This is a genomic window from Pseudoxanthomonas broegbernensis (assembly GCF_014202435.1).
GTDB lineage: Bacteria > Pseudomonadota > Gammaproteobacteria > Xanthomonadales > Xanthomonadaceae > Pseudoxanthomonas > Pseudoxanthomonas broegbernensis.
Genome location: NZ_JACHGU010000006.1, coordinates 1 through 25,837, shown reverse-complemented (window position 1 = coordinate 25,837; position 25,837 = coordinate 1). Strand labels below are relative to the sequence as shown.

General features: G+C 69.6%; 24 protein-coding genes, 3 tRNA genes and 1 pseudogene. 13 read left to right on the top strand and 15 right to left on the bottom strand.

The window, feature by feature from the left end; all coding sequences use genetic code 11:
• Nucleotides 1–24 precede the first annotated feature (24 nt).
• Nucleotides 25–981: a thioredoxin-disulfide reductase gene (trxB, locus tag HNR76_RS12415; RefSeq protein WP_162311618.1), complete on the bottom strand. Its 957-nt coding sequence runs from the start codon at nucleotides 979–981 to the stop codon at nucleotides 25–27.
• 232 nt (nucleotides 982–1,213) lie between these two features.
• Here trxB and HNR76_RS12410 point away from each other — a divergent pair, with 232 nt between their 5' ends.
• The 3 genes from HNR76_RS12410 (at nucleotide 1,214) to HNR76_RS12400 (ending at nucleotide 5,825) form a co-directional block, all read left to right on the top strand.
• Entirely contained in the window at nucleotides 1,214–3,565 is a 2,352-nt protein-coding gene (locus HNR76_RS12410; protein ID WP_162311617.1) for a DNA translocase FtsK, read from the top strand.
• 180 nt (nucleotides 3,566–3,745) lie between these two features.
• Entirely contained in the window at nucleotides 3,746–4,387 is a 642-nt protein-coding gene (gene lolA, locus HNR76_RS12405; RefSeq protein WP_162311616.1) for an outer membrane lipoprotein periplasmic chaperone LolA, read from the top strand.
• 76 nt (nucleotides 4,388–4,463) lie between these two features.
• A complete protein-coding gene (locus HNR76_RS12400; protein WP_162311615.1) occupies nucleotides 4,464–5,825 on the top strand; it encodes a replication-associated recombination protein A in 1,362 nt (453 codons plus the stop codon).
• Nucleotides 5,826–6,025: 200 nt separating this feature from the next.
• On the opposite strand, the gene HNR76_RS12395 is transcribed toward HNR76_RS12400, so the two are convergent.
• On the bottom strand, nucleotides 6,026–8,500 hold the full coding sequence (locus HNR76_RS12395) for a glycoside hydrolase family 9 protein (RefSeq protein ID WP_162311614.1): 2,475 nt from the start codon (nucleotides 8,498–8,500) through the stop codon (nucleotides 6,026–6,028).
• A 437-nt stretch (nucleotides 8,501–8,937) separates the two neighbouring features.
• On the opposite strand from HNR76_RS12395, the gene HNR76_RS12390 reads away from it, so the two are divergent.
• Nucleotides 8,938–9,336 carry a heavy metal-responsive transcriptional regulator gene (locus tag HNR76_RS12390; RefSeq protein ID WP_162311613.1) on the top strand — a complete coding sequence of 133 codons (399 nt, stop codon included), beginning with the start codon at nucleotides 8,938–8,940 and terminating at the stop codon, nucleotides 9,334–9,336.
• 116 nt (nucleotides 9,337–9,452) lie between these two features.
• Nucleotides 9,453–11,738 carry a heavy metal translocating P-type ATPase gene (locus tag HNR76_RS12385; RefSeq protein WP_211373183.1) on the top strand — a complete coding sequence of 762 codons (2,286 nt, stop codon included), beginning with the start codon at nucleotides 9,453–9,455 and terminating at the stop codon, nucleotides 11,736–11,738.
• 118 nt (nucleotides 11,739–11,856) lie between these two features.
• On the opposite strand, the gene HNR76_RS12380 is transcribed toward HNR76_RS12385, so the two are convergent.
• From HNR76_RS12380 to HNR76_RS12360, 5 genes are all read right to left on the bottom strand, one after another.
• Nucleotides 11,857–11,932, bottom strand: a tRNA-Ala gene (locus HNR76_RS12380).
• Between the two features lie 47 nt (nucleotides 11,933–11,979).
• Nucleotides 11,980–12,055, bottom strand: a tRNA-Glu gene (locus HNR76_RS12375).
• Nucleotides 12,056–12,090: 35 nt separating this feature from the next.
• Nucleotides 12,091–12,166 (bottom strand) — tRNA-Ala (locus HNR76_RS12370).
• A gap of 21 nt (nucleotides 12,167–12,187) precedes the next feature.
• Complete coding sequence (locus HNR76_RS12365) at nucleotides 12,188–12,973, bottom strand: sulfurtransferase (RefSeq protein WP_162311611.1); 786 nt, start codon at nucleotides 12,971–12,973, stop codon at nucleotides 12,188–12,190.
• Nucleotides 12,974–13,039: 66 nt separating this feature from the next.
• The gene (locus HNR76_RS12360) at nucleotides 13,040–13,393 is read right to left on the bottom strand and encodes a DUF6164 family protein (RefSeq protein ID WP_162311610.1); all 354 of its coding nucleotides are present in this window, start codon (nucleotides 13,391–13,393) and stop codon (nucleotides 13,040–13,042) included.
• Nucleotides 13,394–13,469: 76 nt separating this feature from the next.
• On the opposite strand from HNR76_RS12360, the gene HNR76_RS12355 reads away from it, so the two are divergent.
• Both HNR76_RS12355 and HNR76_RS12350 read left to right on the top strand, forming a co-directional pair.
• Nucleotides 13,470–13,922, top strand: coding sequence for an FKBP-type peptidyl-prolyl cis-trans isomerase (locus HNR76_RS12355; RefSeq protein WP_162311609.1), 453 nt, complete (start codon nucleotides 13,470–13,472; stop codon nucleotides 13,920–13,922).
• Nucleotides 13,923–13,929: 7 nt separating this feature from the next.
• Nucleotides 13,930–15,180, top strand: a complete 1,251-nt coding sequence (locus HNR76_RS12350; RefSeq protein WP_162311608.1) for a TIGR03862 family flavoprotein — start codon at nucleotides 13,930–13,932, stop codon at nucleotides 15,178–15,180.
• Between the two features lie 30 nt (nucleotides 15,181–15,210).
• Here HNR76_RS12350 and HNR76_RS12345 read toward each other — a convergent pair whose 3' ends face one another.
• Entirely contained in the window at nucleotides 15,211–15,555 is a 345-nt protein-coding gene (locus HNR76_RS12345) for a RidA family protein (RefSeq protein WP_162311607.1), read from the bottom strand.
• A 163-nt stretch (nucleotides 15,556–15,718) separates the two neighbouring features.
• Here HNR76_RS12345 and motA point away from each other — a divergent pair, with 163 nt between their 5' ends.
• The 6 genes from motA to HNR76_RS12315 all read left to right on the top strand — a co-directional run bounded on the left by motA (nucleotide 15,719) and on the right by HNR76_RS12315 (nucleotide 20,212).
• Nucleotides 15,719–16,573, top strand: a complete 855-nt coding sequence (gene motA / locus HNR76_RS12340; protein WP_162311606.1) for a flagellar motor stator protein MotA — start codon at nucleotides 15,719–15,721, stop codon at nucleotides 16,571–16,573.
• Nucleotides 16,574–16,579: 6 nt separating this feature from the next.
• On the top strand, nucleotides 16,580–17,584 hold the full coding sequence (gene motB, locus HNR76_RS12335; RefSeq protein WP_162311605.1) for a flagellar motor protein MotB: 1,005 nt from the start codon (nucleotides 16,580–16,582) through the stop codon (nucleotides 17,582–17,584).
• 101 nt (nucleotides 17,585–17,685) lie between these two features.
• Nucleotides 17,686–18,162: an LEA/WHy family protein gene (locus tag HNR76_RS12330; protein ID WP_162311604.1), complete on the top strand. Its 477-nt coding sequence runs from the start codon at nucleotides 17,686–17,688 to the stop codon at nucleotides 18,160–18,162.
• A 53-nt stretch (nucleotides 18,163–18,215) separates the two neighbouring features.
• Nucleotides 18,216–19,349, top strand: a complete 1,134-nt coding sequence (locus tag HNR76_RS12325; protein WP_162311603.1) for a tetratricopeptide repeat protein — start codon at nucleotides 18,216–18,218, stop codon at nucleotides 19,347–19,349.
• Between the two features lie 9 nt (nucleotides 19,350–19,358).
• On the top strand, nucleotides 19,359–19,601 hold the full coding sequence (locus HNR76_RS12320) for an RNA-binding S4 domain-containing protein (RefSeq protein ID WP_162311602.1): 243 nt from the start codon (nucleotides 19,359–19,361) through the stop codon (nucleotides 19,599–19,601).
• Complete coding sequence (locus HNR76_RS12315) at nucleotides 19,598–20,212, top strand: mechanosensitive ion channel family protein (RefSeq protein ID WP_162311601.1); 615 nt, start codon at nucleotides 19,598–19,600, stop codon at nucleotides 20,210–20,212. Before HNR76_RS12320 ends, HNR76_RS12315 begins: the two co-directional genes overlap by 4 nt.
• 16 nt (nucleotides 20,213–20,228) lie before the next feature.
• Here the strand turns inward: HNR76_RS12315 and HNR76_RS12310 are convergent, their stop codons facing one another.
• The 7 genes and pseudogenes from HNR76_RS12310 to HNR76_RS12275 form a co-directional block, all read right to left on the bottom strand.
• Nucleotides 20,229–20,492 (bottom strand): DksA/TraR family C4-type zinc finger protein, encoded by a 264-nt coding sequence (locus HNR76_RS12310; protein WP_162311600.1) that lies wholly within the window; start codon nucleotides 20,490–20,492, stop codon nucleotides 20,229–20,231.
• Between the two features lie 69 nt (nucleotides 20,493–20,561).
• Entirely contained in the window at nucleotides 20,562–20,900 is a 339-nt protein-coding gene (locus tag HNR76_RS12305) for a zinc ribbon domain-containing protein YjdM (protein WP_425501815.1), read from the bottom strand.
• A 92-nt stretch (nucleotides 20,901–20,992) separates the two neighbouring features.
• Nucleotides 20,993–21,340: a hypothetical protein gene (locus HNR76_RS12300; protein ID WP_162311598.1), complete on the bottom strand. Its 348-nt coding sequence runs from the start codon at nucleotides 21,338–21,340 to the stop codon at nucleotides 20,993–20,995.
• Between the two features lie 309 nt (nucleotides 21,341–21,649).
• Nucleotides 21,650–22,636, bottom strand: a complete 987-nt coding sequence (locus HNR76_RS12295) for an aldo/keto reductase (protein WP_162311597.1) — start codon at nucleotides 22,634–22,636, stop codon at nucleotides 21,650–21,652.
• A 281-nt stretch (nucleotides 22,637–22,917) separates the two neighbouring features.
• Nucleotides 22,918–24,071 (bottom strand): annotated as a pseudogene (locus tag HNR76_RS12285) (IS3 family transposase).
• A 435-nt stretch (nucleotides 24,072–24,506) separates the two neighbouring features.
• Nucleotides 24,507–25,274 (bottom strand): RHS repeat-associated core domain-containing protein, encoded by a 768-nt coding sequence (locus tag HNR76_RS12280; RefSeq protein WP_162311595.1) that lies wholly within the window; start codon nucleotides 25,272–25,274, stop codon nucleotides 24,507–24,509.
• A 186-nt stretch (nucleotides 25,275–25,460) separates the two neighbouring features.
• Nucleotides 25,461–25,837 (bottom strand): transposase (locus HNR76_RS12275; protein WP_183982268.1); only part of this gene is annotated, 377 nt, incomplete at its 5' end.

The following is a 25,837-nucleotide window of genomic DNA, read 5'->3' as shown; positions in this document are numbered from 1 at the left end:
GTAGCGGACGGCGGCGCACGCCCGTCAGGCGCCCTTGGCGTCCAGGTAGCGCTCGGCGTCCAGCGCGGCCATGCAGCCGAAGCCGGCCGAGGTGATGGCCTGGCGGTAGTGCTGGTCGGCCACGTCGCCGGCGGCGAACACGCCCTCCACCGAGGTCTGGGTGGCATTGCCGCCCAGGCCCGAGCGGATCGTCAGGTAGCCGCCGTCCATCGCCAACTGGCCCTCGAACAGGCCGGTGTTGGGATGGTGGCCGATGGCCACGAAGAAGCCGTGGGCGGCGATGTCGCGGGTGCCGCCGTCGAGGACGGACTTGACCCGCACCCCGGTCACGCCCGCGTCGTCGCCCAGCACTTCGTCGACGGTGTGGTGCCAGACCGGCTCGATCTTGCCGGCCTCGACCTTGGCCAGCAGCTTGTCCTGCATGATCTTTTCCGCGCGCAGGGTGTCGCGGCGATGGACCAGGTACACCTTGCGGGCGATGTTGGACAGGTACAGCGCCTCCTCCACGGCGGTATTGCCGCCGCCGACCACGACCACGTCCTGGTCCTTGTAGAAGAACCCGTCGCAGGTGGCGCAGGCGGACACGCCGCGGCCCTTGAACGTCTCCTCCGACTCGATCCCCAGGTACTTGGCGGTGGCGCCGGTGGCGATGATCAGCGCGTCGCAGGTGTAGGTCGCGCTGTCGCCGACCAGGGTGAACGGACGCTTGGACACGTCGGCCGTATGGATGTGGTCGAACACCACCTGGGTGTCGAAGCGCTCGGCATGGGCCTGCATCCGCGCCATCAGGTCCGGGCCCATCAGCCCGTGCGCGTCGCCCGGCCAGTTGTCCACCTCGGTGGTGGTCATCAACTGGCCGCCCATCTGCATGCCGGTGACCACCACCGGCTTGAGGTTGGCGCGGGCGGCGTAGACGGCGGCGGTCCAGCCGGCGGGGCCGGAACCGAGGATGAGCAGGCGCGAGTGCTGGGTGGTGGTCATGTATAGTCTTTGGAGGGAAGGATGGGCGCGGAAGCCGACACATAGAGTGGCGGCCGCACCCAGGCGAATCAAGCCGACCCGGCACCGTCCGCCCGGTCGCGCGCGCCGCGTGGCGCATCGCTGGCGCGATCCATCAGGCGCTGTGTCAGGCACTAGGCGATGGCACTCATATTCGTTTAATATCAATGCCTAACGCAGCATTCCTGCGAACATTTCAAGACCCCGGAACCACGTGGCCAAGGCACTGACGGAACGCAGCAAGTCCTCCCGCGGCACGCCCGTGCGCGAGGAACGCGCACCGGCCGCGCGCCGGCAACGGCTGTGGCGCGACCTGGCCCTGATCGTCGTCGCGCCGCTGCTGCTGTACCTGCTGGCGTGCCTGTTCACCTATTCGCCGGCCGATCCGGGCTGGTCGCACAGCGGCAGCGTGGTCGCACCGATCCACAACCTGGGCGGGCGCGCCGGCGCCTGGACCGCCGACGTCCTGCTGCAGTTGTTCGGCCATGCCGCCTTCGTCCTGCCGCTGATCCTGGGCGCGGTGGCCTGGATCGCCCTGTTCGGCCTGGGCGAGGAGGACGAGCTGGGGCCGGCGCTGCGTCTGGTCGGCATCGTCGGCTTCCTGATCGCGGTCACCGGGCTGCTGCACATGCGCCTGCTCGGCGTGGGTGGCGGCGGCGACGTGGCCCGGGCCGGCGGCGTGATCGGGCAACTGGTCGGCAAGTCGATCGCCGCCGGCTTCGGCGTGCTGGGCGCCAACCTGTTCCTGGTCGTGCTGCTGCTGGTCTCGGTCACCCTGGCCACCGGGCTGTCCTGGTTCTGGGTGATGGAGAAGATCGGCGCCGGCGTGCTGGCCCTGCCGGACCTGCTGCGGCGCAAGTCGCAGCAGGCCGGGGAGTGGCAGCGCGCGCGCACCATGCGCGAGGAGCGCGGCGAGGTGCGCAAGACCGAGGCCGTGCGCCAGGCCCGGCGCGAACCGGTGAAGATCGAGCCGCCCGCCGCACCGGTCGTGGAAAAGAGCGAGCGGGCCAAGCGCGAGACCCAGATCCCGCTGTTCCAGGGCGCCGGCGGCACCGCCGACGGGTTGCCGCCGCTGGCCCTGCTGGACGACCCCAAGCCGCAGACCAAGGGGTATTCGGAACAGACCCTGGAGACGCTGTCGCGGCAGATCGAGTTCAAGCTCAAGGACTTCCGCATCGACGCGCAGGTGGTCGGCGCCTATCCCGGCCCGGTGATCACCCGCTTCGAGATCGAGCCGGCGCCGGGCGTGAAAGTCAGCCAGATCAGCTCGCTGGACAAGGACATCGCCCGCGGCCTGTCGGTCAAGTCGGTGCGCGTGGTCGACGTGATCCCGGGCAAGTCGGTGGTCGGCCTGGAGATCCCCAACACCAGCCGCGAGATGATCTACCTCTCCGAGCTGCTGCGCTCCAAGGAATACGACAAGTCCGCCAGCGTGCTGACCCTGGCTCTGGGCAAGGACATCGCCGGCCGCCCGACGGTGGCCGACCTGGCGCGCATGCCGCACCTGCTGGTGGCCGGCACCACCGGCTCGGGCAAGTCGGTGGCGGTCAACGCGATGGTGCTGAGCCTGCTGTACAAGGCCAGCCCGAAAGAACTGCGGATGCTGATGATCGACCCGAAGATGCTCGAGCTGAGCGTCTACCAGGACATCCCGCACCTGCTGGCGCCGGTGGTCACCGACATGAAGGAGGCCGGCAACGGCCTGCGCTGGTGCGTGGCCGAGATGGAGCGCCGCTACAAGCTGATGAGCGCGGTGGGCGTGCGCAACCTGGCCGGCTTCAACAAGAAGGTCCGCGACGCGCAGGACGCCGGCCAGCCGCTGATGGACCCGCTGTTCAAGCCCAACCCGGAACTGGGCGAGGCGCCGCGCCCGCTGGAGCCGCTGCCGTTCATCGTCATCTTCATCGACGAATTCGCCGACATGATGATGATCGTCGGCAAGAAGGTGGAGGAGCTCATCGCGCGCCTGGCGCAGAAGGCGCGCGCGGCCGGCATCCACCTGATCCTGGCCACCCAGCGCCCGTCGGTGGACGTGATCACGGGCCTGATCAAGGCCAACATCCCCACCCGCATCGCCTTCCAGGTCTCCAGCAAGATCGACTCGCGCACCATCCTGGACCAGTCCGGCGCCGAGACCCTGCTGGGCCACGGCGACATGCTCTACCTGCCGCCGGGCACCGCCATGCCCGAGCGCATCCACGGCGCCTTCGTCAGCGACGACGAGGTCCACCGCGTGGTCGAGCACCTCAAGGCCAGCGGCCGCGCCGACTACGTGGAAGGCGTGCTGGACGAAGTGCAGACCCTGGGCGACGGCGTGGTGGTCGGCGCCACCGGCCTGCCCGAGTCGGGCGGGGGAGGGGACGAATCCGACCCGCTGTACGACGAGGCGGTGCGCATCGTCACCGATACCCGGCGTGCGTCCATCTCCGGTGTGCAGCGGCGGCTGAAGATCGGCTACAACCGCGCCGCGCGCCTGATCGAGGCGATGGAAGCGGCCGGCGTGGTCAGCCCGCCCGAGCACAACGGCGACCGCAGCGTGCTGGCGCCGCCGCCGCCGCGCGACTGAGCCCCACGGCAATCCTCCGTGCAAGGGCCGGCTTGCGGGCGACCCATGGCTCACGGATCGCCGGCAGGCGCTTCATGCGTGGCGGTCGCCGGCAAGCCGGTTCCTGGCGCGCACCATGCCGCCGCTCGTTCAGGTTCATCGCGGCACACTTCCGCCCGACCCGATACGGACGCCGATCCCATGCCGCACTCTCTCCGCCACGCCCGCCCTGCGCTCCTCGTCCTGGCCCTGGCCCTGTTCGCCGCCGGCACCGCCTTCGCCGGCGCCCGCGACGAGCTGACCCGCTTCACCAGCGGCCTCAAGGGCCTGGAAGGACAGTTCAGCCAGCAGGTGTTCGACGGCCAGGGGCGGAACAAGGAGACCAGCAGCGGCAAGGTCGCCGTCTCCGCCCCGCGCCTGTTCCGTTGGGAATACCTCAAGCCGTTCGAGCAGTTGATCGTCGCCGACGGACAGAAGGTATGGGTGTACGAGCCGGACCTGGACCAGGCCACCGTGCGCGCCCAGGGCGAGGAGGAGCGCAACAGCCCGCTGGTGGCGCTGTTCGATCCGGACCGGCTGGACCGCCAGTTCGACGTGAGCGAGGAAGCGGTGCCCAGCGACGGCCTGCACTGGCTCACCCTGACCCCGAAGGCCGATGCCGAGGCCAGCTTCCAGATGGCGCGCCTGGGCTTCGGGCCGCAGGGACTGGCGCGCATGGAAGTGCTGGACCTGGTCGGGCAGAAGACCCAGATCCGCTTCGATGGCTGGAAGCGCAACCCGGCCTTCGCCGCCGGCACCTTCACGTTCGTCCCGGGCAAGGACGTCGACGTCGTCGGCGAATAGTGCCGCCGCAGGAGCCGGCAAGCCGGTTCCTTGACCGGGTAAAGGCGCGCCATTCCCGACCGCCTATCATGGCCGCATGAGCCGCACCCGTCCCCCCCGAGCCGGCACCAGCGACCTGCTGGCCGACGACACCCGCCAGGAAGCCATGCGCCCGCTGGCCGAGCGCATGCGCCCGCGCAGCCTGGACGAGATGGTGGGCCAGCGCCGCCTGCTCGCGCCCGGTTCGGCGCTGCGCCGGGCGGTGGAGGCGGGCAAGGTGCACTCGATGGTGCTGTGGGGGCCGCCCGGATGCGGCAAGACCACCCTGGCGCTGCTGCTGGCCCAGTACGCCGACGCCGACTTCCGTGCCATCTCCGCGGTGCTGTCTGGCCTGCCGGAGGTCCGCCAGGTGCTGGCCGAGGCCGCCCAGCGCTTCGCCGGGGGCCGGCGCACGGTGCTGTTCGTGGACGAGGTGCACCGTTTCAACAAGGCGCAGCAGGATGCGTTCCTGCCGCACATCGAACGCGGCAGCATCGTTTTCGTCGGCGCCACCACCGAGAACCCCTCGTTCGAGCTGAACTCGGCGCTGCTCTCGCGCTGCCGCGTGCACGTGATGGAGGCGGTGTCGGTGGACGATATCGTGGCCGCGTTGCAGCGGGCGCTGGAGGACGGCGAGCGCGGCCTCGGAGGGCAGGGGATCGAGGTCGAGCCGCTGGCGTTGCGCGAGATCGCCGGCGCCGCCGACGGCGACGTGCGCCGCGCCCTGACCCTGCTGGAGATCGCCGCCGAGCTGGCCGCCGACGAGGGCGGCCGCATCACCGAGCAGACCCTGCTGCAGGTGCTGGCCGATCGCACCCGCCGCTTCGACAAGGGGGGCGAGCAGTTCTACGACCAGATCTCGGCGCTGCACAAGTCCGTGCGCAGTTCCAACCCCGACGCGGCGGTGTACTGGCTGGCGCGGATGCTCGACGGCGGCTGCGACCCGGCCTACCTGGCGCGGCGCCTGACCCGGATGGCGATCGAGGACATCGGCCTGGCCGACCCGCGCGCCTGGCAGATGGCGGTGGACGCCTGGGACACCTACGAGCGCCTGGGCAGCCCCGAGGGCGACCTGGCGCTGGCCCAGGTGGCGATCTACCTGGCCAGCACCGCCAAGTCCAACGCTGCCTATGCCGCCTTCAACGCGGCCAAGGCCGACGTCCGCGAGTACGGCACGGCCGAGGTCCCGCTGCACCTGCGCAACGCACCGACCCGGCTGATGAAGCAGCTCGGCTATTCCAAGGGCTACCAGTACGACCACGACGCCGAAGGCGGCATCGCCCTGGGCCAGACCGGCTTCCCGGATGCGATGGGCGAGCGCGTCTACTACGCGCCGGTGGAGCGGGGGCTTGAGATCCGGCTGAAGGAAAAACTGGACCGTCTGCGCGCGTCGCGCGAACAGGCGCGCAAGGGGCGCTGACCCCCGGCCATGCAGGCGCCCGCTTCAGTGGGCGACCCGGAGTCGCCGGAGCCAGCGAACGCCCCCTCTGTGGTTCGCTATGCGGCATCGCGCAGGCGCGGCCGCCCGCTGAAGCGGGCTCCCCCTATACGCATGCGATCACGCGTATGCGATCGTCCCGGCCGCCGGATGCACGGCGGCCGGGACGAGGGCAGTGCGGGCTATTCCGCCTCGCGCTGCGCCGCCGCCAGCGCCAGGAACATGAAGTTCTCGGCGCCGCCTCCGATCACGTACTCGCGCTGCTGCCAGAAGTAGGGCCATACCTTCAGTTCCGGCAGGTCCGGGCGGATCAGCGCGGTGCCGGAGATCACCCCGCCGGGGATGTAGCTCCAGTCCGCGCGGTTGGTGCCGTAGGCCACCGTGGCCGAATGCGCGCCGACGCCGGAGGCGAACGATTCGGTGCGATTGCCCGGATGCACGCCCAGCACGAAGTTCAACGCCTCCATCTGCAGGGTGGCCGGCGTGTGCTGCGGCCAGCCCTTGCGGAAGAAATACTGGTCCACGCCAAACTTCTGGATGTCCCATCCCGCGCCCCAGATGTAGGGCACGTAGGGCACGCGATAGGGCGTGCGGGTCGCCTCGTCGGCCAGCCGGGCCTGGTAGGCCTTCACCGCCGCATCGACTTCGTCCAGGAAGGCCGCGTCGTCGATCAGGGGCAGGGCCTGGGCCAGGGATGCGCCGGTCTTGTCGATGTTGGCGACGATCTCGGGCTTCATCGCCACCAGCCGCGCGACATAGGCCGGTTCCTCGGTGCTGCGCGCCAACTGCGACAGGGCCGACACCTTGGCGCCCACGTTCTTGGCGCGGTCGATGGCCTGGCGGTACAGGTCGACGGCCGCGTCCAGCGCCTCGGCGGCCATGGCGGGGTTGGACGCGCGCAGCACGCGGGCGGCCGTGGCCAGGCCGGCCGCGGTGTTCAGTTCGCGGTCGGGATTGTCCTCGGTGAACACCCAGCGGTCGTCGGGCACGGAGGAGGTCGTGGCGGTCCTGGCGCCCGGCTTGAGCGCCGGGTCGTGGTTCAGACCGTCGGTGTGGGTGGCGGGGTCGCCCAGCAGCGTGTACTGCTCGAGCGTGGGCACGATGATGCCGCGGTAGGTGCGCCCCAGCGCCTTGTAGCCGCCCAGCACGCTCAGCAGGCCGTGTTCGATCTGCTGGACCGCATCGTTGACGCCGTCGGGCCGGTGGATGTGGGTTTCCTTGCGCGACTGGTCGATGGTGGTGGCGTCGTAGTCCAGGCCGAATTCCTCGACCATCTTGGCCAGCAGCCAGATCGTGCCCATCTGGCTTTCCACGCGCAGGTCGTAGTCGCCCGCGTCGTGCCAGCCGCCCGCGTTCAGGCCGGGCACGCGGTCGCCGGGCTTGTAGCGGCTCAGCGTGTCCGGCCCCTGGTCGTAGCCGTCGAAGTGCACGCCCACCTGCGCCATGCGCGCATCGTCCTGGTGGTCCAGGCCGTGCCAGGTGCGGTAGTTCTCGACGACCTTCATGTGGCACATCTGCGCGGGCAGGAAGTACTCCAGCGTCGGCTGCCACACGCCGCGGTCGTACACGTCGTCGGCGATGCGGAAGGCGTGGGTCCGGCTGCCGCGATAGGCCAGCTCGTACATGCCCGGTTCGGTGACCGCGCTCAGGTCGGCGGTCAGGTAGTGGTAGCGCAGGAACTTGCCCCACGGCTTGGGCGTGAAGCGGGCGGCCTCGCGCGGGCCGGCCTCGGTCAACCGGTAGAGCACCAGCGGGTCGGCGCGCAGGTCGCGCTTGTCCTGCTCGATCACCACGGTCTTGACCTGGTGCGGGCGATAGCCGACCTGCGAGACCTGCACCACCGGCGCATAGCGCCAGCCCGGGTCGACGTGGGGCGTGATGACCCACGAGACCGCGCCCTGGGTCGCGCCGGGCCGGGTGATCTCGCGCACCACGTACCAGCCGTTGTTCATGTTGCCGCGGCCGTCCAGCAGCTCGATCCGGCCGGTCAGGCTTTCGATCTTCAGGCGCTGCAGGTCGCTCTCCGGCGCCACCACCAGGGTCTTGCCCTCGGCCATCGGCGCCGAGATCGGTTGCCCGTGGACCTCCTTGATCGGGCCGTTGGCCTGGCGCGGGAAGATGCCCGACGCGCCGTCCATCAGCCAGGACTTGCCGAACAGGTCGGTCGGGAACAGCTCGAAGTTGAAGCCGACCTTGCCTTCCCAGTCGGCGGGCAGCGGCTCGTCCAAGTCGACGGTGACCTTGAACGCATGGCCCTCCATCGGGGTGACGCCGACGCGGTAGCTGAAGGCCAGGTCGGGATACTCGATCGGGTTGAAGCCCTTGCGGTTCTTCGACTCGTCGGGGTAGCGCAGGGCCTGGGTGACAGTACCGGAGGCCGCATCCACGACCGCGGTACCGTCGCCGGCCGGCATCGGCGACCACTGGCCGGGCGAGGGTTCCAGGCGCAGATCGCCGTTGGCGGCCACGCGCTCGCCGTGCTGGATCACGGTCACGCCGGTCTGGTGGCCATCGGGATAGATGTCGGCGAACACCGTGACGTTGAGCCCGGGCGCCTCGAAATAGCCTTGCTCGTTGAGCTTGAGTTGCGGCTCGGCCTTTACCGCGCCGGGCAGGGTGAGCAGGCAGGCCGCCGCCACGAGTGTCGCTAGCTTCATTGATTTCTCCCCATATCGATTCGAGGCCATCCCCATGGCCCGCCGGGGATGATAGGTGAGAACGCCAAGCGGAGTGGCGGCTGGCCTGGCCAGCGTCAACAGGAGTTCAGCCTGCGCGGCCAAAACGTCTTTCGTGCCAGCGCCCGTCGTCTTGACGCGTAGCCGGTCATGCTGTTGCGTCTCCGTGGGTGATGGCTTGCGGGCGCCAGCCGCGACACGGCGGGATTTGGGCAAGCCGGCAGCATCGGCGGGAGGCCGGGTTGCAAGCCTCAACACTCCATCTATAATTTTACATAATGTGCATTATGCGAAATTATGGAAGTGGCTCTGTACCTTGGGCGTCGCCTATCCACCCTCCGCGCCAAGCCCTCACCGGCCTTGACCCTGGACCCTGCTCCAGGGTCGACAATGTCGCCATCTCCTTGCGGAAGCCTCCCATGAACATCGGCCAGCTTGCGCGCCAGACCGGCGTGGCGATCGACACCATCCGCTACTACGAACGCCAGGGCCTGCTGCCCGCCGCACGGCGCGGCGCCAACGGCTACCGGCAATACGGGCCGGCCGACACCCGCCGGCTGCGCTTCGTGCGGCGCGCCAAGGAACTGGGCTTCTCCCTTGAGGAAATCGGCAGCCTGCTCGCGCTCAGCGATGCGCGCGGCGCCGACATGGCCCAGGTACGCGTCACCGCGCAGGAGAAACTGGTGATGATCCAGGAGCGCATCGACGAACTGCAGCGGGTCCGCAATGCGTTGCGCGACCTGGTCGAGGCCTGTCCGGGCCATGGCGCACTCCAGGATTGCCCGATCATGGGCGCCCTGGCGGAAGAAGCGGCATGAACGGGCACCGCCACCCCGCTCCGCCACCGCCCGGGCCGGTCGCCGTCCCCTCCTCCTGCTGCAGCGGTCGCTTGCAGGCCACGGCGGGCGGGACGTCCGAAGGCCCGGCCAAGAACATGGCGGTCGACCCGGTCTGCGGGATGAGCGTCGATCCGCAGCGCACGCCGCACCACGCCGAATACGCCGGACGCACCTGGCACTTCTGCGCGGCGCGCTGCCGCGAGCGGTTCCTCGCCGATCCGCAGCGGTTCCTGGACCCGGCACGGGTGCAGGAATCGGAACCGGCACCGCCGGGCAGCCTCTACACCTGCCCCATGGATCCGGAGATCGTGCGCGACGCACCCGGCGTGTGCCCGATCTGCGGGATGGCGCTGGAGCCGATGATGCCCAGCCTGGACGATGGCGAGAATCCGGAACTGGTCGACTTCCGCAGGCGCTTCTGGCTCACCCTGCCGCTGACCGCGGCGATCGTGCTGGTGGCGATGGCCGGGCACCGCTTGTGGCCCGGGCTTTCCGGTTCGGCCCGCACCTGGATGGAACTGGTGCTGGCCACACCGGTGGTGCTCTGGGCCGGCTGGCCCTTCCTGCGGCGCTGGGCGACCTCCATCGCCACCGGTCGTCCGAACATGTGGACCCTGATCGGCACCGGCGTGCTGGCCGCCTACGCCTACAGCCTGGTCGCCGCGCTGGCGCCGCAGTGGTTCCCCGCCTCGTTCCACGAGCACGGCCGCGTGGGCGTCTACTTCGAGGCCGCCGCCGCCATCGTCTCGCTCACCCTGCTCGGCCAGTTGCTCGAACTGAAGGCGCGCTCGCGCACGTCCTCGGCCATCCGCGCGCTGCTGGAACTGGCGCCGGCCACCGCGCGCCGCCTGCGCGAGGACGGCGGCGAGGAGGACGTGCCGCTGGCCCGGGTCCAGGCCGGCGATCGCCTGCGCGTGCGGCCCGGCGAAAAGGTCCCGGTGGACGGCACGGTCCTGGAAGGCCGCTCGCACGTGGACGAATCCATGCTCACCGGCGAACCGATGCCGGTGGCCAAGGCGGTGGGCGACGATGTCGTCGGCGCCACCCTCAACGGCAACGGCGCGCTGGTGATCCGCGCCACCCGCGTGGGCGAGCAGACCGTGCTGGCGCGCATCGTGCAACTGGTGGCGCAGGCGCAGCGCTCGCGGGCGCCGATGCAGCGGCTGGCGGACCGGGTGGCGTTCTGGTTCGTGCTGGGGGTGATCGGCGTGGCGATGCTGACCTTCGCGGTCTGGGGACTCTACGGCCCGGAACTGTCGTGGACGCACGCCCTCCTCAATGCCGTGTCGGTGCTGATCATCGCCTGTCCCTGCGCGCTGGGCCTGGCCACGCCAATGTCGGTGATGGTGGCCAGCGGCCGCGCCGCGCAGGCCGGCGTGCTGTTCCGCGATGCGGAGGCGATCGAGCGCCTCCGCCAAGTGGACACCCTCGTCGTCGACAAGACCGGCACCCTCACCGAAGGCCGGCCCGCGTTTCGCGAAGTGGTGGCGCTGGCCCCGGCCGGCGATTCCGGCGTATTGCACCTGGCCGCCAGCCTCGACGCCGGCAGCGAGCATCCGCTGGCCGCCGCCATCGTTGGCGAGGCGCGCCGGCGCGGGCTGGCGTTGTCGCCGGCCGAGGACTTCGAGTCCGGTGCCGGGACCGGCGTGCGTGGCCGGGTGGACGGACATGCCCTGCTGCTCGGCTCGCCCGCGCTGATGCGCGCCGAGGGCATCGACGTCGCCGCCCTGGATGCGCGCGCGCAGGCCCTGCGCCGCGAAGGCGCCAGCGTGATGTTCCTCGCGGTCGATGGTGCCGCCGCCGGGCTGCTGGCCGTGGCCGACCCGGTCAAGGCCAGCACGCCCGAGGCGCTGGCCCGCCTGCACGCGGCCGGGCTGCGCATCGTCATGGCCAGCGGCGACGGCCAGGCCACCGCGCAGGCGGTGGGTACGCAACTGGGCATCGACGAGGTGCATGGCGAGATGACGCCGGACGGCAAGGTCGCGCTGATCGAGCGCCTGCGCCGGGAAGGACGCCGCGTGGCCATGGCCGGCGACGGCATCAACGACGCGCCGGCGCTGGCCGCGGCCGACATCGGCATCGCCATGGGCACCGGTACCGACGTGGCGATGTCCTCGGCGCAGGTGACCTTGGTCAAGGGCGACCTGCGCGGCATCGCCCAGGCCATCGCGATCTCCAGCGCGGCCGTGCGCAACATGCGCCAGAACCTGGGCTTCGCCCTGGTCTACAACGGCCTGGGCGTGCCGATCGCCGCCGGCGTGCTGTACCCGTTCACCGGGCTGCTGCTGTCGCCGATGCTGGCGGCGCTGGCGATGAGCCTGAGTTCGGTATCGGTGGTCGGCAACGCCCTGCGCCTGCGGCACGGGCGCAGGGCGGCATGAGTACCGTTGCGCGATAGCGCCCGGTGTCGGGGCACGGCGTTCTGCTCGCCTGGAAGGCGGGCATGGTTCCGGGCTGCGTTGGCGATGGGCTGGAATGCGCGATGCCGGCACGGCCGCCTGGTGGAGCCAGCCGGGATCGAACCGGCGACCTCTTGCATGCCATGCAAGCGCTCTCCCAGCTGAGCTATGGCCCCAGGCGAACCGGGAACGGCCGCGCGGTGCCTGCGCGGCCTTGCTGGAGTGGCGTCCCCACGGGGATTCGAACCCCGGTCGCTACCGTGAAAGGGTAGTGTCCTAGGCCTCTAGACGATGGGGACTTGAATCGTCGCTTCGCCCAGCGCGTCGGCTGGATTGGTGGAGCCAGGCGGGATCGAACCGCCGACCTCCTGCATGCCATGCAGGCGCTCTCCCAGCTGAGCTATGGCCCCACGAAGCTGAGGGCGCGAATATTAGCCAGTCGCCCCGGAGCACGCAAGCGTTTCGTCCGCCACCGCCCCGTCCACCCATGGCTGCAGCCGCGCATCCAGGGCCGTGCGCTGGTCGAACACGAAGCAACGGCCCTCGTAGCCGAACCCGCCCACCTGCTCGAAGTAGCCCAGGATGCCGCCTTCGAGCTGCAGCACGTTGTCCATTCCCGCCTGGCGCATCCACAGCGCGGCCTTCTCGCAACGGATGCCGCCGGTGCAGAAACTGACCACGGTGGCATCCCGCAACGCCGGGCGGTGCGGGGCCAGCGCGCCGGGCAACTCGGTGAAGCTGGCTATCGGCAGGGCCAGTGCGCCGGCGAAGGTGCCGTGCTCCACCTCCTGCGCGTTGCGGGTGTCCAGCAGCACCACCGGCCGGCCGGCATCGTCGCGTCCGCCCTGGGCCAGCCAGCGCGCCAGGGTCGGCGGATCGACCGCCGGCGCGCGTCCGCCCGCCGCCAGCGGCGTGGCCCGCGGATGGCGGAAGCTGATGATCTCCGGCTTCACCTTCACCTTGAGCCGGGCGAACGGCGGCCGCTGGCTATGGCTGAACTTCGCCTGCAGCGCCTCGAAGCCGGGGCGACCGCGCACCTGCTCGAGCATCCCGCGCAGCGCCTCGTCCGCGCCGGCCAGGAACAGGTTCACGCCCTCGCCGGCGACCAGCACGGTGCCGAGCAGGCCCGCCGCTTCGGCACGCTCCCGCAGCCAGGCGGCCAGGGCGGGAGGATCGGAGATGTTGACGAAGTGATAAGCGGCGGCGTTGAGGATCATGGCCGGCATTGTACGGGCGGTGCCGCCATGCAGCCGGGGCGGCGCCTCGGCGCGGACCGGCAGGCATCAGCGCAGCAGCCACCATGGCAACGCCAGGGTCAGCGCCAACACGGCCAGGATCGCCAGCAGCCGCGGCAGCACGAACATGGGCTGGTTGCGGAGCAGTTCCAGGAAGGTGGGTTGCGGATCGCCGGCGGCCGCATCCCGCGCCCTGTCGCGGCGCTGCCGCTGGTACTCGTCCAGCAATCGCCGCGCCCGCGGATAGTCGGCCTTGTCACGCAGCCAGAGCCCGCCGGCGGACATGCCCCAGGAGCCGGGCCGGGTCTCGTACCAGTCCAGCGCGTGGGCGGTCAGCAGCGCGCGCACCTCGTCGGCCTCGTCGTCGGGCACGTTGCGCAGATCGAACAGCCGTTTCGCCATTCGCGCATGATAGCTGCGTCGCGGGAACCGGCGGCGCATGGGTTACCCTTGCGCCCCGCGTGAAACGCCCCGAGCCATGCGCCGCCAGAATCGCATCCCCATCCTCGCCGCCCTCGCCTGCGCGCTGCTGCTGGCCGCCTGCCAGGCCCCTCCCGGCCCGCCGCCCACCGGCACCGTGGCCGAGCTGGAGCGGGTCGACCAGCGGATCGGCGAAGGCGCCCTCGCCGCGCCCGGCAGCGACGTCACCGTGCACTACACCGGCTGGCTCTACGACGCGCTGGCGGCGGACAGGCGTGGCAGGAAATTCGACAGTTCCCGCGACCGCGGCGAACCCTTCACCTTCCTGCTCGGCGCCGGCCAGGTGATCCGTGGCTGGGACGATGGCGTGGCCGGCATGCGGGTGGGCGGCAGGCGCACGCTGTCGATTCCCGCCGGCCTGGCCTACGGTCGGCGCGGTGCCGGCGGGGTGATCCCGGCCGACGCCTCGCTGGTGTTCGAGGTGGAACTGCTCGACGTGCGGCCTCGCTGACAAGCGCATGGACGCCCCTGCCTCGCGCTTGCCCGGGCTGGCCGTCATCGGTGGCGGCCCGGCCGGACTGATGGCCGCCGAGACCGCGCGCGCGGCCGGCGTGGAGGTTGACCTGTTCGAGGCCAAGGGCTCGGTGGGGCGCAAGTTCCTGATCGCCGGCAAGGGCGGGTTGAACCTCACCCACGCCGAGCCGATGCCCGGCTTCGTACGGCGCTACGGATCGCGCACGGCGCAGGTGGCCGGATGGCTGCGCGACTTCGGCCCGGAAGACTTGCGCCAATGGGCGCGCGGGCTGGGCGTGGAGACCTACGTCGGCAGCTCGGAGCGCGTGTTCCCGCTGGACCGCAAGGCCGCACCGCTGCTGCGTGGCTGGGTGCGCCGGCTCAAGGAGCAGGGCGTGCGCTTCCACGTCCACCATCGCTGGCTGGGCTGGGATGCCGGCGGCGCGCTGCGCTTCGACACGCCCGACGGGGAACGTCGCCTGCGCGCCGGGGCGAGCGTGCTGGCCCTGGGCGGCGGCAGTTGGCCGCACCTGGGGTCCGACGGCGCCTGGACGGCCCAGGTCGCCGCGCGCGGGGTCGACGTGGCCCCGCTGGTTTCCTCCAACTGCGGCTTCGACGTCGGCTGGAGCGAGCACTTCGCCCAGCGCCGTGCCGGCGCCCCGCTCAAGCCGGTGGTCGCCCACTGGCGCGACGCCGGCGGCGAGGAGCACGCCCTCCAGGGCGAATGCGTGGCCACCGCCACCGGCCTGGAAGGCAGCCTGGTCTATGCGCTGTCGGTGCCGCTGCGCGAAGCCATCGCGCGCGATGGCCAGGCCATGCTGTGGCTGGACCTGGCACCCGGCCGCGGCCTGGACCGCCTGCGCCGCGACCTCGCCCGGCCGCGCAACGGCCGCAGCCTGAGCGAACACCTGCGCCGCCATGCCGGCATCGGCGGAGCCAAGGCCGCATTGCTGCGCGAAGCGCTCGATGCCGATGCCCTGGCCGACATGGACGGCATTGCCGGCGCCCTCAAGCGGCTGCCGCTGGTCCTGCGCCGCCCGCGCCCCGTGGCCGAGGCGATCAGCAGCGGCGGCGGGGTGCGGCTGGAGGCGCTGGACGCGGAACTGATGGCCCAGGCCGCGCCCGGCGTGTATTTCGCGGGCGAGATGCTGGACTGGGAAGCGCCGACCGGCGGCTACCTGCTCACCGCCTGCTTCGCCAGCGGCCTGCGCGCCGGCCGCGCCGCGGCCGGCCGACTGGCTTCTCCCGGTCCGTAACCGGAAGGAAGCCGGCCGATCTGTGCCGCCTCACACCGCGGCGGTCACCACGATCTCGACCTTCCACTCCGGCTTGGCCAGCACCGCCTGCACGGTGGCGCGCGGCGGCGTGTGGCCGGGTACGACCCATGCGTCCCAGGCCTGGTTCATGCCGGCGAAGTCGGCCGCGTCGGCCAGGAATATCTGGGCGCGCAGGATCTTGGTCTTGTCGGAACCGGCCTGCGCGAGCAGCGCGTCGATCGCTTCCAGGACCTGGCGGGTCTGGCCGGCGATGTCCTGCGAGGCGTCTTCCGGCACCTGGCCGGCGAGGTAGGCGACACCGTCGTGGACGGCCAGTTCGGACATGCGCGGACCGACTTCGAAACGCTGGATCATGCGGGGAATTCCTGGAAGCTGGAGGGCAAGGTGGGCGCCGCACGCGGCGTGCGGCGGCGCAGGATACACCCGCGCACCGGGCGGTGCGGCCCCCGGCGCCGGCGCCCGCTCAACTCCCGCGCCCGGCGGCCGATACGGATACGACCCCTGGCCTCGTCTTCCCATGCTCATCCTGATCGGCTTCGTCGTCGTCGTCCTCAGCGTGTTCGGCGGCTACGCCATGGCGCACGGCCGGCTCGGCGCGCTGTGGCAGCCCTACGAGCTGATCATCATCGGCGGCGCGGCCTTCGGCGCGTTCCTGGCCGCCAACCCGGTCAAGGTGGTCAAGGCGGTGCTGCGCGGCGTGCCCGGCCTGTTCAAGGGGGCCCGCTACAAGCGCGAGGACTACGTGGACATCCTCTCGATGGTCTACGACGTGCTGGTCAAGGCCCGCAAGGAAGGCATGATCGGCATCGAGAAGGATGCGGACGATCCCGGCGCCAGCACCATCTTCTCCAAGTATCCGAAACTGCTGGCCGACCATGCGCTGATGGAGTTCACCACCGACTGCCTGCGCCTGATGGTCAGCGGCAATCTGGAGCCGCACGAGCTGGAGCAGTTGCTGGAGATCGAGGTGGAGACCCACCACCAGGAGGCGGCCGAGCCGGCGCACGCGCTGCAGGTGCTGGCCGACTCGCTGCCCGGCTTCGGCATCGTGGCGGCGGTGCTGGGCATCGTCATCACCATGGGCGCCATCGGCGGCGAGGTGAGCGAGATCGGCCAGCACGTGGCCGGCGCGCTGGTTGGCACCTTCCTGGGCATCCTGCTTGGCTACGGGTTCGTCGGGCCGCTGGCCGCCGCGATGCAGCATCGCGCGCACGAGGAAGGCAAGGCGTTCGAGATCATCAAGATGGCGCTGGTCTCCAGCCTGCGCGGCTATCCGCCGACGGTGGCGGTGGAGTTCGCGCGCAAGCTGCTGTTCACCGACGTGCGCCCGGCTTTCGCCGACCTCGAAGCGCACCTGCGCGGGAACCGCTGAGCGACCATGGACAAGCCTGCGCCGATCATCGTCCGCCGGGTCAGGAAGGTCGCCGGCCGCCATCACGGCGGCGCCTGGAAGGTGGCCTACGCCGACTTCGTCACCGCGATGATGGCCTTCTTCCTGGTGATGTGGCTGGTGGGCATCGCCAGCAAGGAGCAGAAGGCGGCGGTGTCGGAATACTTCAACAACCCCAGCGCGGCCGAGGGCCGGGCCATCGTCCCGGGCGGCGGCGTGCTCGGTCCCGGCGGGGCCTCCGACAAGCTCGTCCCCACCGCCAACGCGCTGTCCATCCCAGGCGGCGTCGGCCCACGCCCGGGCGATCCCGGCGATGCGCGCGCCCGGCGACCGCAGGCGCCCGACGCGATCGCCCGCGCCGCGGCGCAGGTGGAGGACCGGCGCCGGATGGAAGAGCTGCGCCACGAACTGGAAGCGGCCATCGAGAACAGCCAGGCGCTGGCGCCGTTCAAGGACCAGTTGCTGATCGACCTCACGCCCGAGGGGCTGCGCATCCAGATCGTGGACCGCATGAACCGGCCGATGTTCGACCTGGGCAGTTCCAGCATGAAGGACTACACCGTCGAGGTGATGCACGAACTGGGCCGGCTGCTGGTCGACTCGCCGTACCGGATCGCCCTGGCCGGGCACACCGACGAGACGCCGTTCCACGCGCCGCGCGGGTACGGCAACTGGGAGCTGTCCAGCGACCGCGCCAATGCCGCGCGCCGCGCCCTGCTGGCGGGCGGGCTGGCCGAAGCGCGGGTGGCCCGCGTGGTCGGCCTGGCCTCCTCGGTACCGTTCGACCAGGCCGATCCGCGCGCGCCGATCAACCGCCGGATCAGCATCGTCGTGCTCAATCGCGCCACCGACCTGCAGGCCGACGCGCTGGCATCGCCGGGCGCAACCGGCAACGCCATCGACCCCGTCGCGCGCGCGGCGCCCTCCCACTCCGCCACTGCCGCCGCGCCGGCCCGCGGCTCGCTGGCGTCCAGGGCGGCGGCCCTCCGCTGACGCCGCTGCCGGGCGGCGGCTGAACAGGGCTGCGCCACCGTCTTGCCGGCCCCGCGCCCTTGCATACAGACTGCCCGCATCCTCCCAGATGCAGGATCGCCATGCGCCCCGCCCCGGTCTTCCAACGGCTCGCGCTGCTGTTGCTGGCCGCGCTCGCCGGCTGTGCCGGCCTGCCCCACCGCGACCCGCTGCGGGTGGACGTGGCCGGTGTGGAATCCCTGCCCGGCGAGGGCATGGAACTGCGCCTGGCGGTGAAGCTGCGGGTCCAGAACCCCAACGCCGTGGCGGTGGACTACGACGGCGCGGCCCTGGAGCTGGAATTGAACGGCCGTACCCTGGCCACCGGCGTGAGCGGCGCGGCCGGTACCGTGCCCCGCTATGGCGAGGCCATCGTCACCATCCCCGTCACCGTATCCATGCTGGGCGTGGCCCGCCAGATCGCCGCGTTCGGCAGCGGGAAGGAGCCGCGACGGCTGGACTACGTGGTCCGCGGCAAGCTGGAAGGCGGCCTGTTCGGCACCCGCCGTTTCAGCGGCCGGGGACGGCTGGATATTCCCTCGGAGCAGACGGCGCCATGAGCGGCCAGGAACGGCCTACACTGCGCCCATTACCGCACCCCTGGAGGCAGGTCATGCACACCTTGCTGATGGCGGCATCGCTGGCGCTGTCCATGGCCGCCTCCGCCGCAATGGCCGAAGAGGCCCCCTTCCCGCCTCCCGCCACCGTCGCGGTGCCGTCGCAGGCCGAGGTCATGCACCTGCCCGACGACCTCCGCGCGCTGCTGCACGAGCGCGTCGTCGCGCCGGGCGGCAATGCGGATGCGCGCCTGCAGCGCCTGCTCGAGCTGACGTTCGAGGACGGCGGACTGGAGCTGCACTACGATTTCGAGTTCACCCGCACCGTGGCCGAAACCTGGCGCGACCGCCGCGCCAACTGCCTGTCCTTCACCCTGCTGTTCGTCGCCCTGGCCCGCGAAGCCGGGCTGGACGCGCGGGTGCAGGAAGCCGGCGAAGTCCTGGCCTGGTACCAGAACCAGGGCGTGATCTACGGCGCCAACCACGTCAACGCCGGCGTCCGCGGCAACGGCCGGCATCGGACCTTCGACCTGGACCGCAACATCCTGGCCACCCGCGAACACCCGCGCGCCATCGACGACGCGCGTGCGATGGCGCATTTCCACAACAACCGCGGCGCCGAGCACATGGCCGCCGGCGACGTCGAGGCGGCGCGCGTCCTGCTGCGCGCGGCGCTGGCCGACGACCCGACGTTCGTCGCGGCCTGGAACAACCTGGGCGTGCTGCTGCAACGCGAGAGCGACCTGGACGGCGCCGAACACGCCTACCAGACCGCCCTGCGCCTGGCCCCGCAGAGCAGTCCCACGCTCAGCAACCTAGTGTCCCTGTACCAGCGCCGGGGCAACGTCGGCAATGTGCAGCGCTACGCCCGGCGGCTGGAAAAGGTGCAGGGCGGCGACGCCTTCCACCAGTTCGTCATGGCCGTGCGCTGCGAAGAGCGCGGCGACTACGCCTGCGCCATCGACCACTACCGCGCCGCCCTGCGGCTGCGCCACAACGAGCATCAGTTCCGTTTCGGCCTGGCCCGCGCCTATTTCTTTTCCGGCGACATCGTCCGTTCCCAGCGCGAGATGGCCCGCGCCCATACCCTGGCCAACACCGAACAGGACCGCAGCGTCTACATGCGCAAGCTCGAACACCTCAAGCGCTGGCAGGAACACAGCGCCGGCCAGGCGGGACGCAGCCTCTAGACTGTGCCGATGGAACACATGGACTTCGAACTGGACCGCGAGTACGTCGAGCTGAACCAGTTGCTCAAGCTGGCCGGCCTGTGCGACAGCGGCGGAGCTGGCAAGGCGCTGGTCGCCGCCGGCCAGGTGCGCGTGGACGGAGCGGTGGAGTTGCGCAAGACCCGCAAGATCCGGGCCGGCGACACCGTGGCGGTCGGGGACACGCGCATCAACGTGTTGGCGCCGCCGCGCACCGGCGCATCCCCGCCATGAGGCAGCACCTGCCCGCATGGATGCAGGAATGGCTGGGCACCGTGCTGCCCATCGGCCAGGTGGTGCTGATCCTGCTGGCGGCCTGGCTGCTGCAGCGCCTGGTCCGGGCGGTGGTGCGCCGGCTGGTGGCGCGGCGCGGCCTCCCGCCGGAGATGGCCGCGGTGCTGCGGCGCGTATCGGCCACCTTGATCGCGTTCGCCACCATCTTGCTGGCGCTCGAACGGCTGGGCGTCTCCGGGACGGTGCTGTGGACCGCCTTCACCAGCTTCGCCGCGGTCGGCGCGGTGGCCTTCTTCGCCGCGTGGAGCGTGCTGTCCAACATCTTCTGCTCGGTGCTGATCTTCACCACCCGGCCGTTCCGCCGCAACGACCACATCGAGATACTGGAGAACGGCGAGAAACCCGGCCTCAAGGGCCGGGTGGTCGACCTCAACCTGATCTACACCACCCTGCAGGAGATCGGCGGCGGCGCCGACGGCGAAAGCAGCGTGCTGCAAATACCCAACAGCCTCTTCTTCCAGCGGGCCGTGCGCCGCTGGCGCGGCCAGGACGTACCCTCGCGCTGGCGGGCGGACGCCGCCGACGCCGGCACCCAGGAGCAGCCCGGCTGAAGCCGCGCCCGGGCCATCAGCGCAACTGGCTGTCCTTGCTGCCGCGGCGGTTGTAGGCGCTGAAGCCCGCCTCCTCGTCGCGCACCGTCTGGCAGGCCACGCACAGGCGCACGCCGGGAATCGCGCGCCTGCGCGCTTCCGGGATCGGCGCATCGCATTCCTCGCAGCGGTCCAGCCCCGGGCCGGCCGGCAACTGCCGGCGCGCCCGTTCCACCGCGTCCTTCACCGTGGCTTCGATCTGGTCGTGGACCGCGCCGTCGCCTGCCCAACCGGTCGCCATCTTCGCTGCCTCCGCTCATTCAGGACCCCGCGCGGGTGCCGGGCTGCCGTGGCATCGCCGGACCCTGCGTCACGCCTTGCGCAGGAACTGAGTCTTGAGCACCAGCCCCTTAATCTTCTCGGAATGGCCTTCGATGTGTTCCGGATCGCCCTCCACGAGGCGGATGTTGCGGATCATCGTTCCCTGCTTGAGCGGAATCGAGGAGCCTTTCACCTTCAGGTCCTTGATCACCACCACGGTGTCGCCGGCCGCCAAGGGATTGCCGTTGGAATCGCGCACGGCCTGCCGCACCTCGTCCACGGCCTGGGCATGGCCGCTCCATTCATGGCCGCAATCGGCGCACACCTGGAGCGCGCCATCGGGATAGACGTTGTCCAGACCGCACTGCGGGCAATTGGAAGGGTTCATGGTCATGACGCTCACCTGCACTGGCGTGGAACCGCCCATTCTAGCCAGCGCCGTCCGCGGGCGCCCGGATGCACGGTGCCCGCGGGCGTCGCTCAGCCCGGTTCGCGCGGCTGCGGCATCGATGCCGGCCGTGCGCAACCGGCGACCGCGTCGCCGTCGGCGATGGACAGGAGGGCGCTGAAGGGAAAACGGGCGCCGGACATACTGTCCTCGCAGGGAAGATCTTCCACCCGCAACTCCACCTCGCCGATGGCGTCGCGGGCCAGGATCCGGCGCAGGCGCGCCTGCCGCACGTCCTCCACGATGTCCAGCCAGCGCGGCGATTCCTGGTCCACGCCTCCGAGTTGCAATGCGCGCGCCTCCACGCGCGCCTGCCAGAACGGCTCGTTGATCGATGCGACCAGGTCGCCGGCAAGCGCATCGGCAGGCCGTTCCTGCACCGATGCCGGCGTCGGCGTGGCGGCTTCGGGAACAGGCGGGGAACCACCGGACCCATCGTCCGCTCCGCACGCCGCCAACGGCAGGAGCAGGCACAGGATGGGGAGTCGCATCCGAACACGCAGCACGCGCATGGCGGGGTTCTCCTGGGCGGAAGTCCATGGTGCCCCCGGCATGCGCGGGATGCGAGCGTCCGCGGGCATGGCGGACGAATGGCGCGCATCGATCATGCCGAGGACGGCCCGGCGGGCGCACGGAGCGGATGCTGCCCGTACCCTACCGGACTCCCCCGCATCGCCGGCGCTTGCGGATCACCAGCGCTGGTGCACGTAGGGCCGGATGTCCTCGTCGTAGATCCGTGCCACCGCCTGCATGGTGTCCTCCGGCAGCGCCGGCAGCGCCGAAGCGGCGATGTTGCCCAGCGCCTGGCGGGTGTTGCGCGCACCGGGTATGACCACGGTCACCGCCGGGTCCATCAGGATCCAGCGCAGCGCGAGCTGTGCCAGGGTCGCGCCTTCCGGCACCAGCGGACGAAGTTTCTCCACCGCCGCCAGGCCCACCTCGTAGGGCACGCCGGAGAAGGTCTCGCCCACGTCGAAGGCTTCGCCGTGACGGTTGAACTGGCGGTGGTCGTTGGACTCGAAGCGGGTATCCGGGCCGAACTTGCCGCTGAGCAGGCCGCTGGCCAGCGGCACCCGCACGATCACCGCCACCTCGCGGCGCTGCGCCTGGCGGAAGAACAACTCGGCCGGGCGCAGGCGGAACATGTTGTAGATGATCTGGACGCTGACCACGCCGGGGTACTCGATCGCCTTCAGCGCCTCTTCCACCCGCTCCACGCTCACCCCGTAGTGGGCGACCTTGCCGCGCTCCACCAGGCGCTCCATGCGCTCGAACACGTCCGGATGGTAGTAGGCATCGGTGGGCGGGCAATGCAACTGGAGCAGATCCAGGCGCTCCACGTCCAGGTTGCGCAGGCTGCGGTCGATCCAGTCCTCCAGGTTCGCCGCGCTGTAGCCTTCCACGGTCTGCTGCGGCAGCCGGCGGCCGGCCTTGGTCGCCACGAACGGCCGCTCGCCTCCGCGCTCCTTCAGTACCCGGGCGATCAGGCGCTCGGAATGGCCGTCGCCGTAGACGTCGGCGGTATCGATGAAGTCCAGCCCCGCGTCCAGCGCGGCGTGCAGCGCGGCGACCGACGCGGAATCGTCGACCTCGCCCCAGGCGGCGCCGATCGCCCAGGCGCCGAAGCCGATCTGGCCGACATCGCGGCCGGTACGGCCGAAGGGTCTGGAATGCATGGACTGCTCCTTGTGTTGTTGTCAGGCGTGGACCATGCCGGCGGCTGCGCCGCTCACTCCCCACTCGATCATCAACAAGCCACGCAAGTCCGCGTGGTTAAAGGGATTGGCTGTGATCGGCATGGAGCCTTACCGTCGCTTTTACCGCCAGCCGCTCAAAGATTTTTCTAGGGCGGAAGATGGAGCGATTTGCGAGGCGACGACTTTTTCGACTCCATTGTCAATCATGATAGATCATACCGAACAACTGGGCCCCGGGCAGCATCCACATTGCGGAGGACCTAGGCGACCGATTGACCTCCTCCCCGCATTAGGCCCGAGCAGAACTGGAAAAATTCGGCCTTGGGTTGGGGGGTGAACCGGGCGGCGAACTCGGCGGGCGGGACGTCGCCGATCGACGAGTGCGTCAGGAAATGATTGTAATCGACCCTCCAGTTTTCGATCTTCTGACGGGCGTCATCCAACGACAGGAATCAGTGCGTGTTGAGGCATTCGTCCCTGAAGCTGCCGTTGAACGACTCGATGAACGGATTGTCGGTGGGCTTGCCCGGGCGGGAATAGTCCATGGTCACGCCGTGGTCGTAGGCCCAGCGATCCACCACGATCGAGATGAACTCGCTGCCATTGTCCGTCTGGATCCGCTGCGGCACCCCACGTGGGTGCCTGAGCCGTTCCATGACCGCCACGACGTCCTCACCCTTGAGCTGCTGGTCGACCTCGATGGCCAGGCTCTCCTTGGTGAAGTTGTCCACGACTGTCAGGGCCCGGAAGCGGCGACCGTCGAACAGGGCGTCGGCCACGAAGTCCATGCTCCGGGCCTGGTTGGGCGCCGTCAGCACGGCGCGCTCCAGGCGATGGGCCGCGGCCTTGCGCTGACGAGGCCGCTTGCGCCGCAGGTTGAGTCCGGCCTGGCAGTACAGCCGGTACACGCGCTTGTGGTTGGCCCTCCAGCCTTCCCGGCGCAGCAGCACGAAGATCCGGCGGAAGCCGTAGCGGACCCGTGTGGCGGCGATCTCCTCGATCCGTCGAAGCAGGGGCGCATCATCATTCTCCCGGGGTTGGTAGTACCACGCCGAACGGCTCTGCCTGACGACCTCGCAGGCACGGCGCACGCCGATGCGGTACCGGTCGAGCAGATGGCGCACGAGCGTCTTGCGCTGCGTGGGCCTCAGAGCTTTTTTGACGAGGCATCCTGCATCATGACCTTGTCCAGGCTCAGGTCGACGACCAACTGCTTGAGCTTGCGGTTTTCCTCCTCGAGCTGGCGCAGACGGCGCAATTCGGCCACGCCAAGCCCGCCGAACTTCTTGCGCCAGGCATAGAACGTGGCTTGGCTGATGCCCAGCTTGCGACAGACCTCCTCGACGGACGCTCCGCTTTCGGCTTGCTTCAGGGCGAACGCGATCTGCTCTTCGGTGAACTTCGACTTCTTCATGGCGACGGGCCCTCCTCGGGGCGGAGTGTCGCCCAATCCTCTACTTCTGGATGGTCCGAATTACAGGGAGGAGGTCAATCCGTAAGGATCAATGAAGCTAATTGGTTGCCATCAACATAGGCATAGATGTTCAGGTGGGCGGTTTGCGAAGAGCGATGATCAGGAGCCCCAGTGCTGCGAAAACCACAACTATCCGACTCCAAGAAAACCACCCAGATAGCCGACGCACGCCTAAGATGAAACCTTCCGAGATTTCTGTGCTTTGGTAGGCGTTGTCCAAAACAATTCTTACGCTTACTTCAAAAAATAGCGTTGCGCCGATAGCGATAACCAAGAATAGAACTACCGCTGCGCAATTCCGTAGCAGTAGCTTCTTACTAAATACCCCAACAAGAAATGTCAGCACGAAGACAATCGCAAGCAACCAGATAGGCTTCATTGCCCGCACCCGCAGCCAGGGCCGCTGCCGTTCGCCATTTCTCCGTAGGCTCGTTGTGCACCTGCATCAATGTAGGGCCGGCTTCCACGATCGCCATCGAATTGGCGCCCTTCTCGTCGTAAGGCAAAGTTAACTCCGCCTTCCATGGCGTTCATGGAAAAACCTGCACCTTTGACTATACCGACGCCGGCAGCACCCCCGAAATAAGCCCCGCCATAACCCGCGATGAAATTGCCAAATTGGCTCGCGTTGTAGATCGTACCACCGACGTTGAAGGTGTCATTCTGACCAGGGAGTTGGTTATGGGCGAAATCAAACGTTCCGCCTGCCCGATGGTTGTTAAATAGCTTTGCTGTCGCTACTAATGGAGCTGACTCGGCATCCATCCTTTCTTGGTTTAGCAGGGCTTCGGTTTCACATTCGGTATAGTCCTTCAGACCAAGTGGGTCAGTCTGGCTGATTGGATTTCCTGACACATAGACATACGGATTCAACCCACCCGCCAGCCCGATCGGATCGACCTGCGTATAAGCCCCCAGCCGGGCGTCGTAATACCGGTTCATGTTGTACCAGAGGTTGCTTTCCTGATCGTAGTACTGCCCCGGGAAGCCGATGTTAAGCCCGCCGATGCTGTCCGTGGTCACCGCCCGGTCCCAGCCGTAGTTGCTGGCCCGCCACACCACCGCCTTGCCGGTACTGGTCACGATCTCCGGCCGGCCCAGGTGGTCGCCATGGATGTAGTACAGCGTGGTGCCCCGGACCATGCCGACCAACTCGCCCCCCGAACCACAGGTAGCTGGTCCACTGCCCGTCGCTCGCCCAGCAGCGTGCTGTTGGGCCCGTACACGAAACGGGTGGTGCCCAGGGTCGCTATCTGCTTCCACGTGCGCTCGTTCAGCGCGTTGTAGCCTAGCTGTGATCTCTCAGTAGTCACCCCTGAAGTATCCGCTTCAGCAGGCCATTGCGACGCGCGCACCTGAGCTGCGAGCCGCCGACGGCAACAGGCACTCCCGGATCCAGGCACACAAAAACACGATCCACCGCAGCAGCCAGCGGATGTTGTAGCCGGCCGCGCAGGCGATCACGTGCAGGGCGTCGCCTTCAGCACCCTGGAGATGGCAGCGACGCAGCCGGCAGTCGTCCTTCAGATGCCCGATCACCGGCTCCACCGCCTGTCGCCGCTTCACCCACGCCCACTGCCGCCGCGTCAGCGTCTTCGGCTTGCCCCGGTACAGCACCTGGACGCCCTCGATCTCCCGTCCCCGATAACCCAGATCCACGATCGCTGTCGTCGGCTGCGTGCCACTGACGATCCCGACCTGCTCGA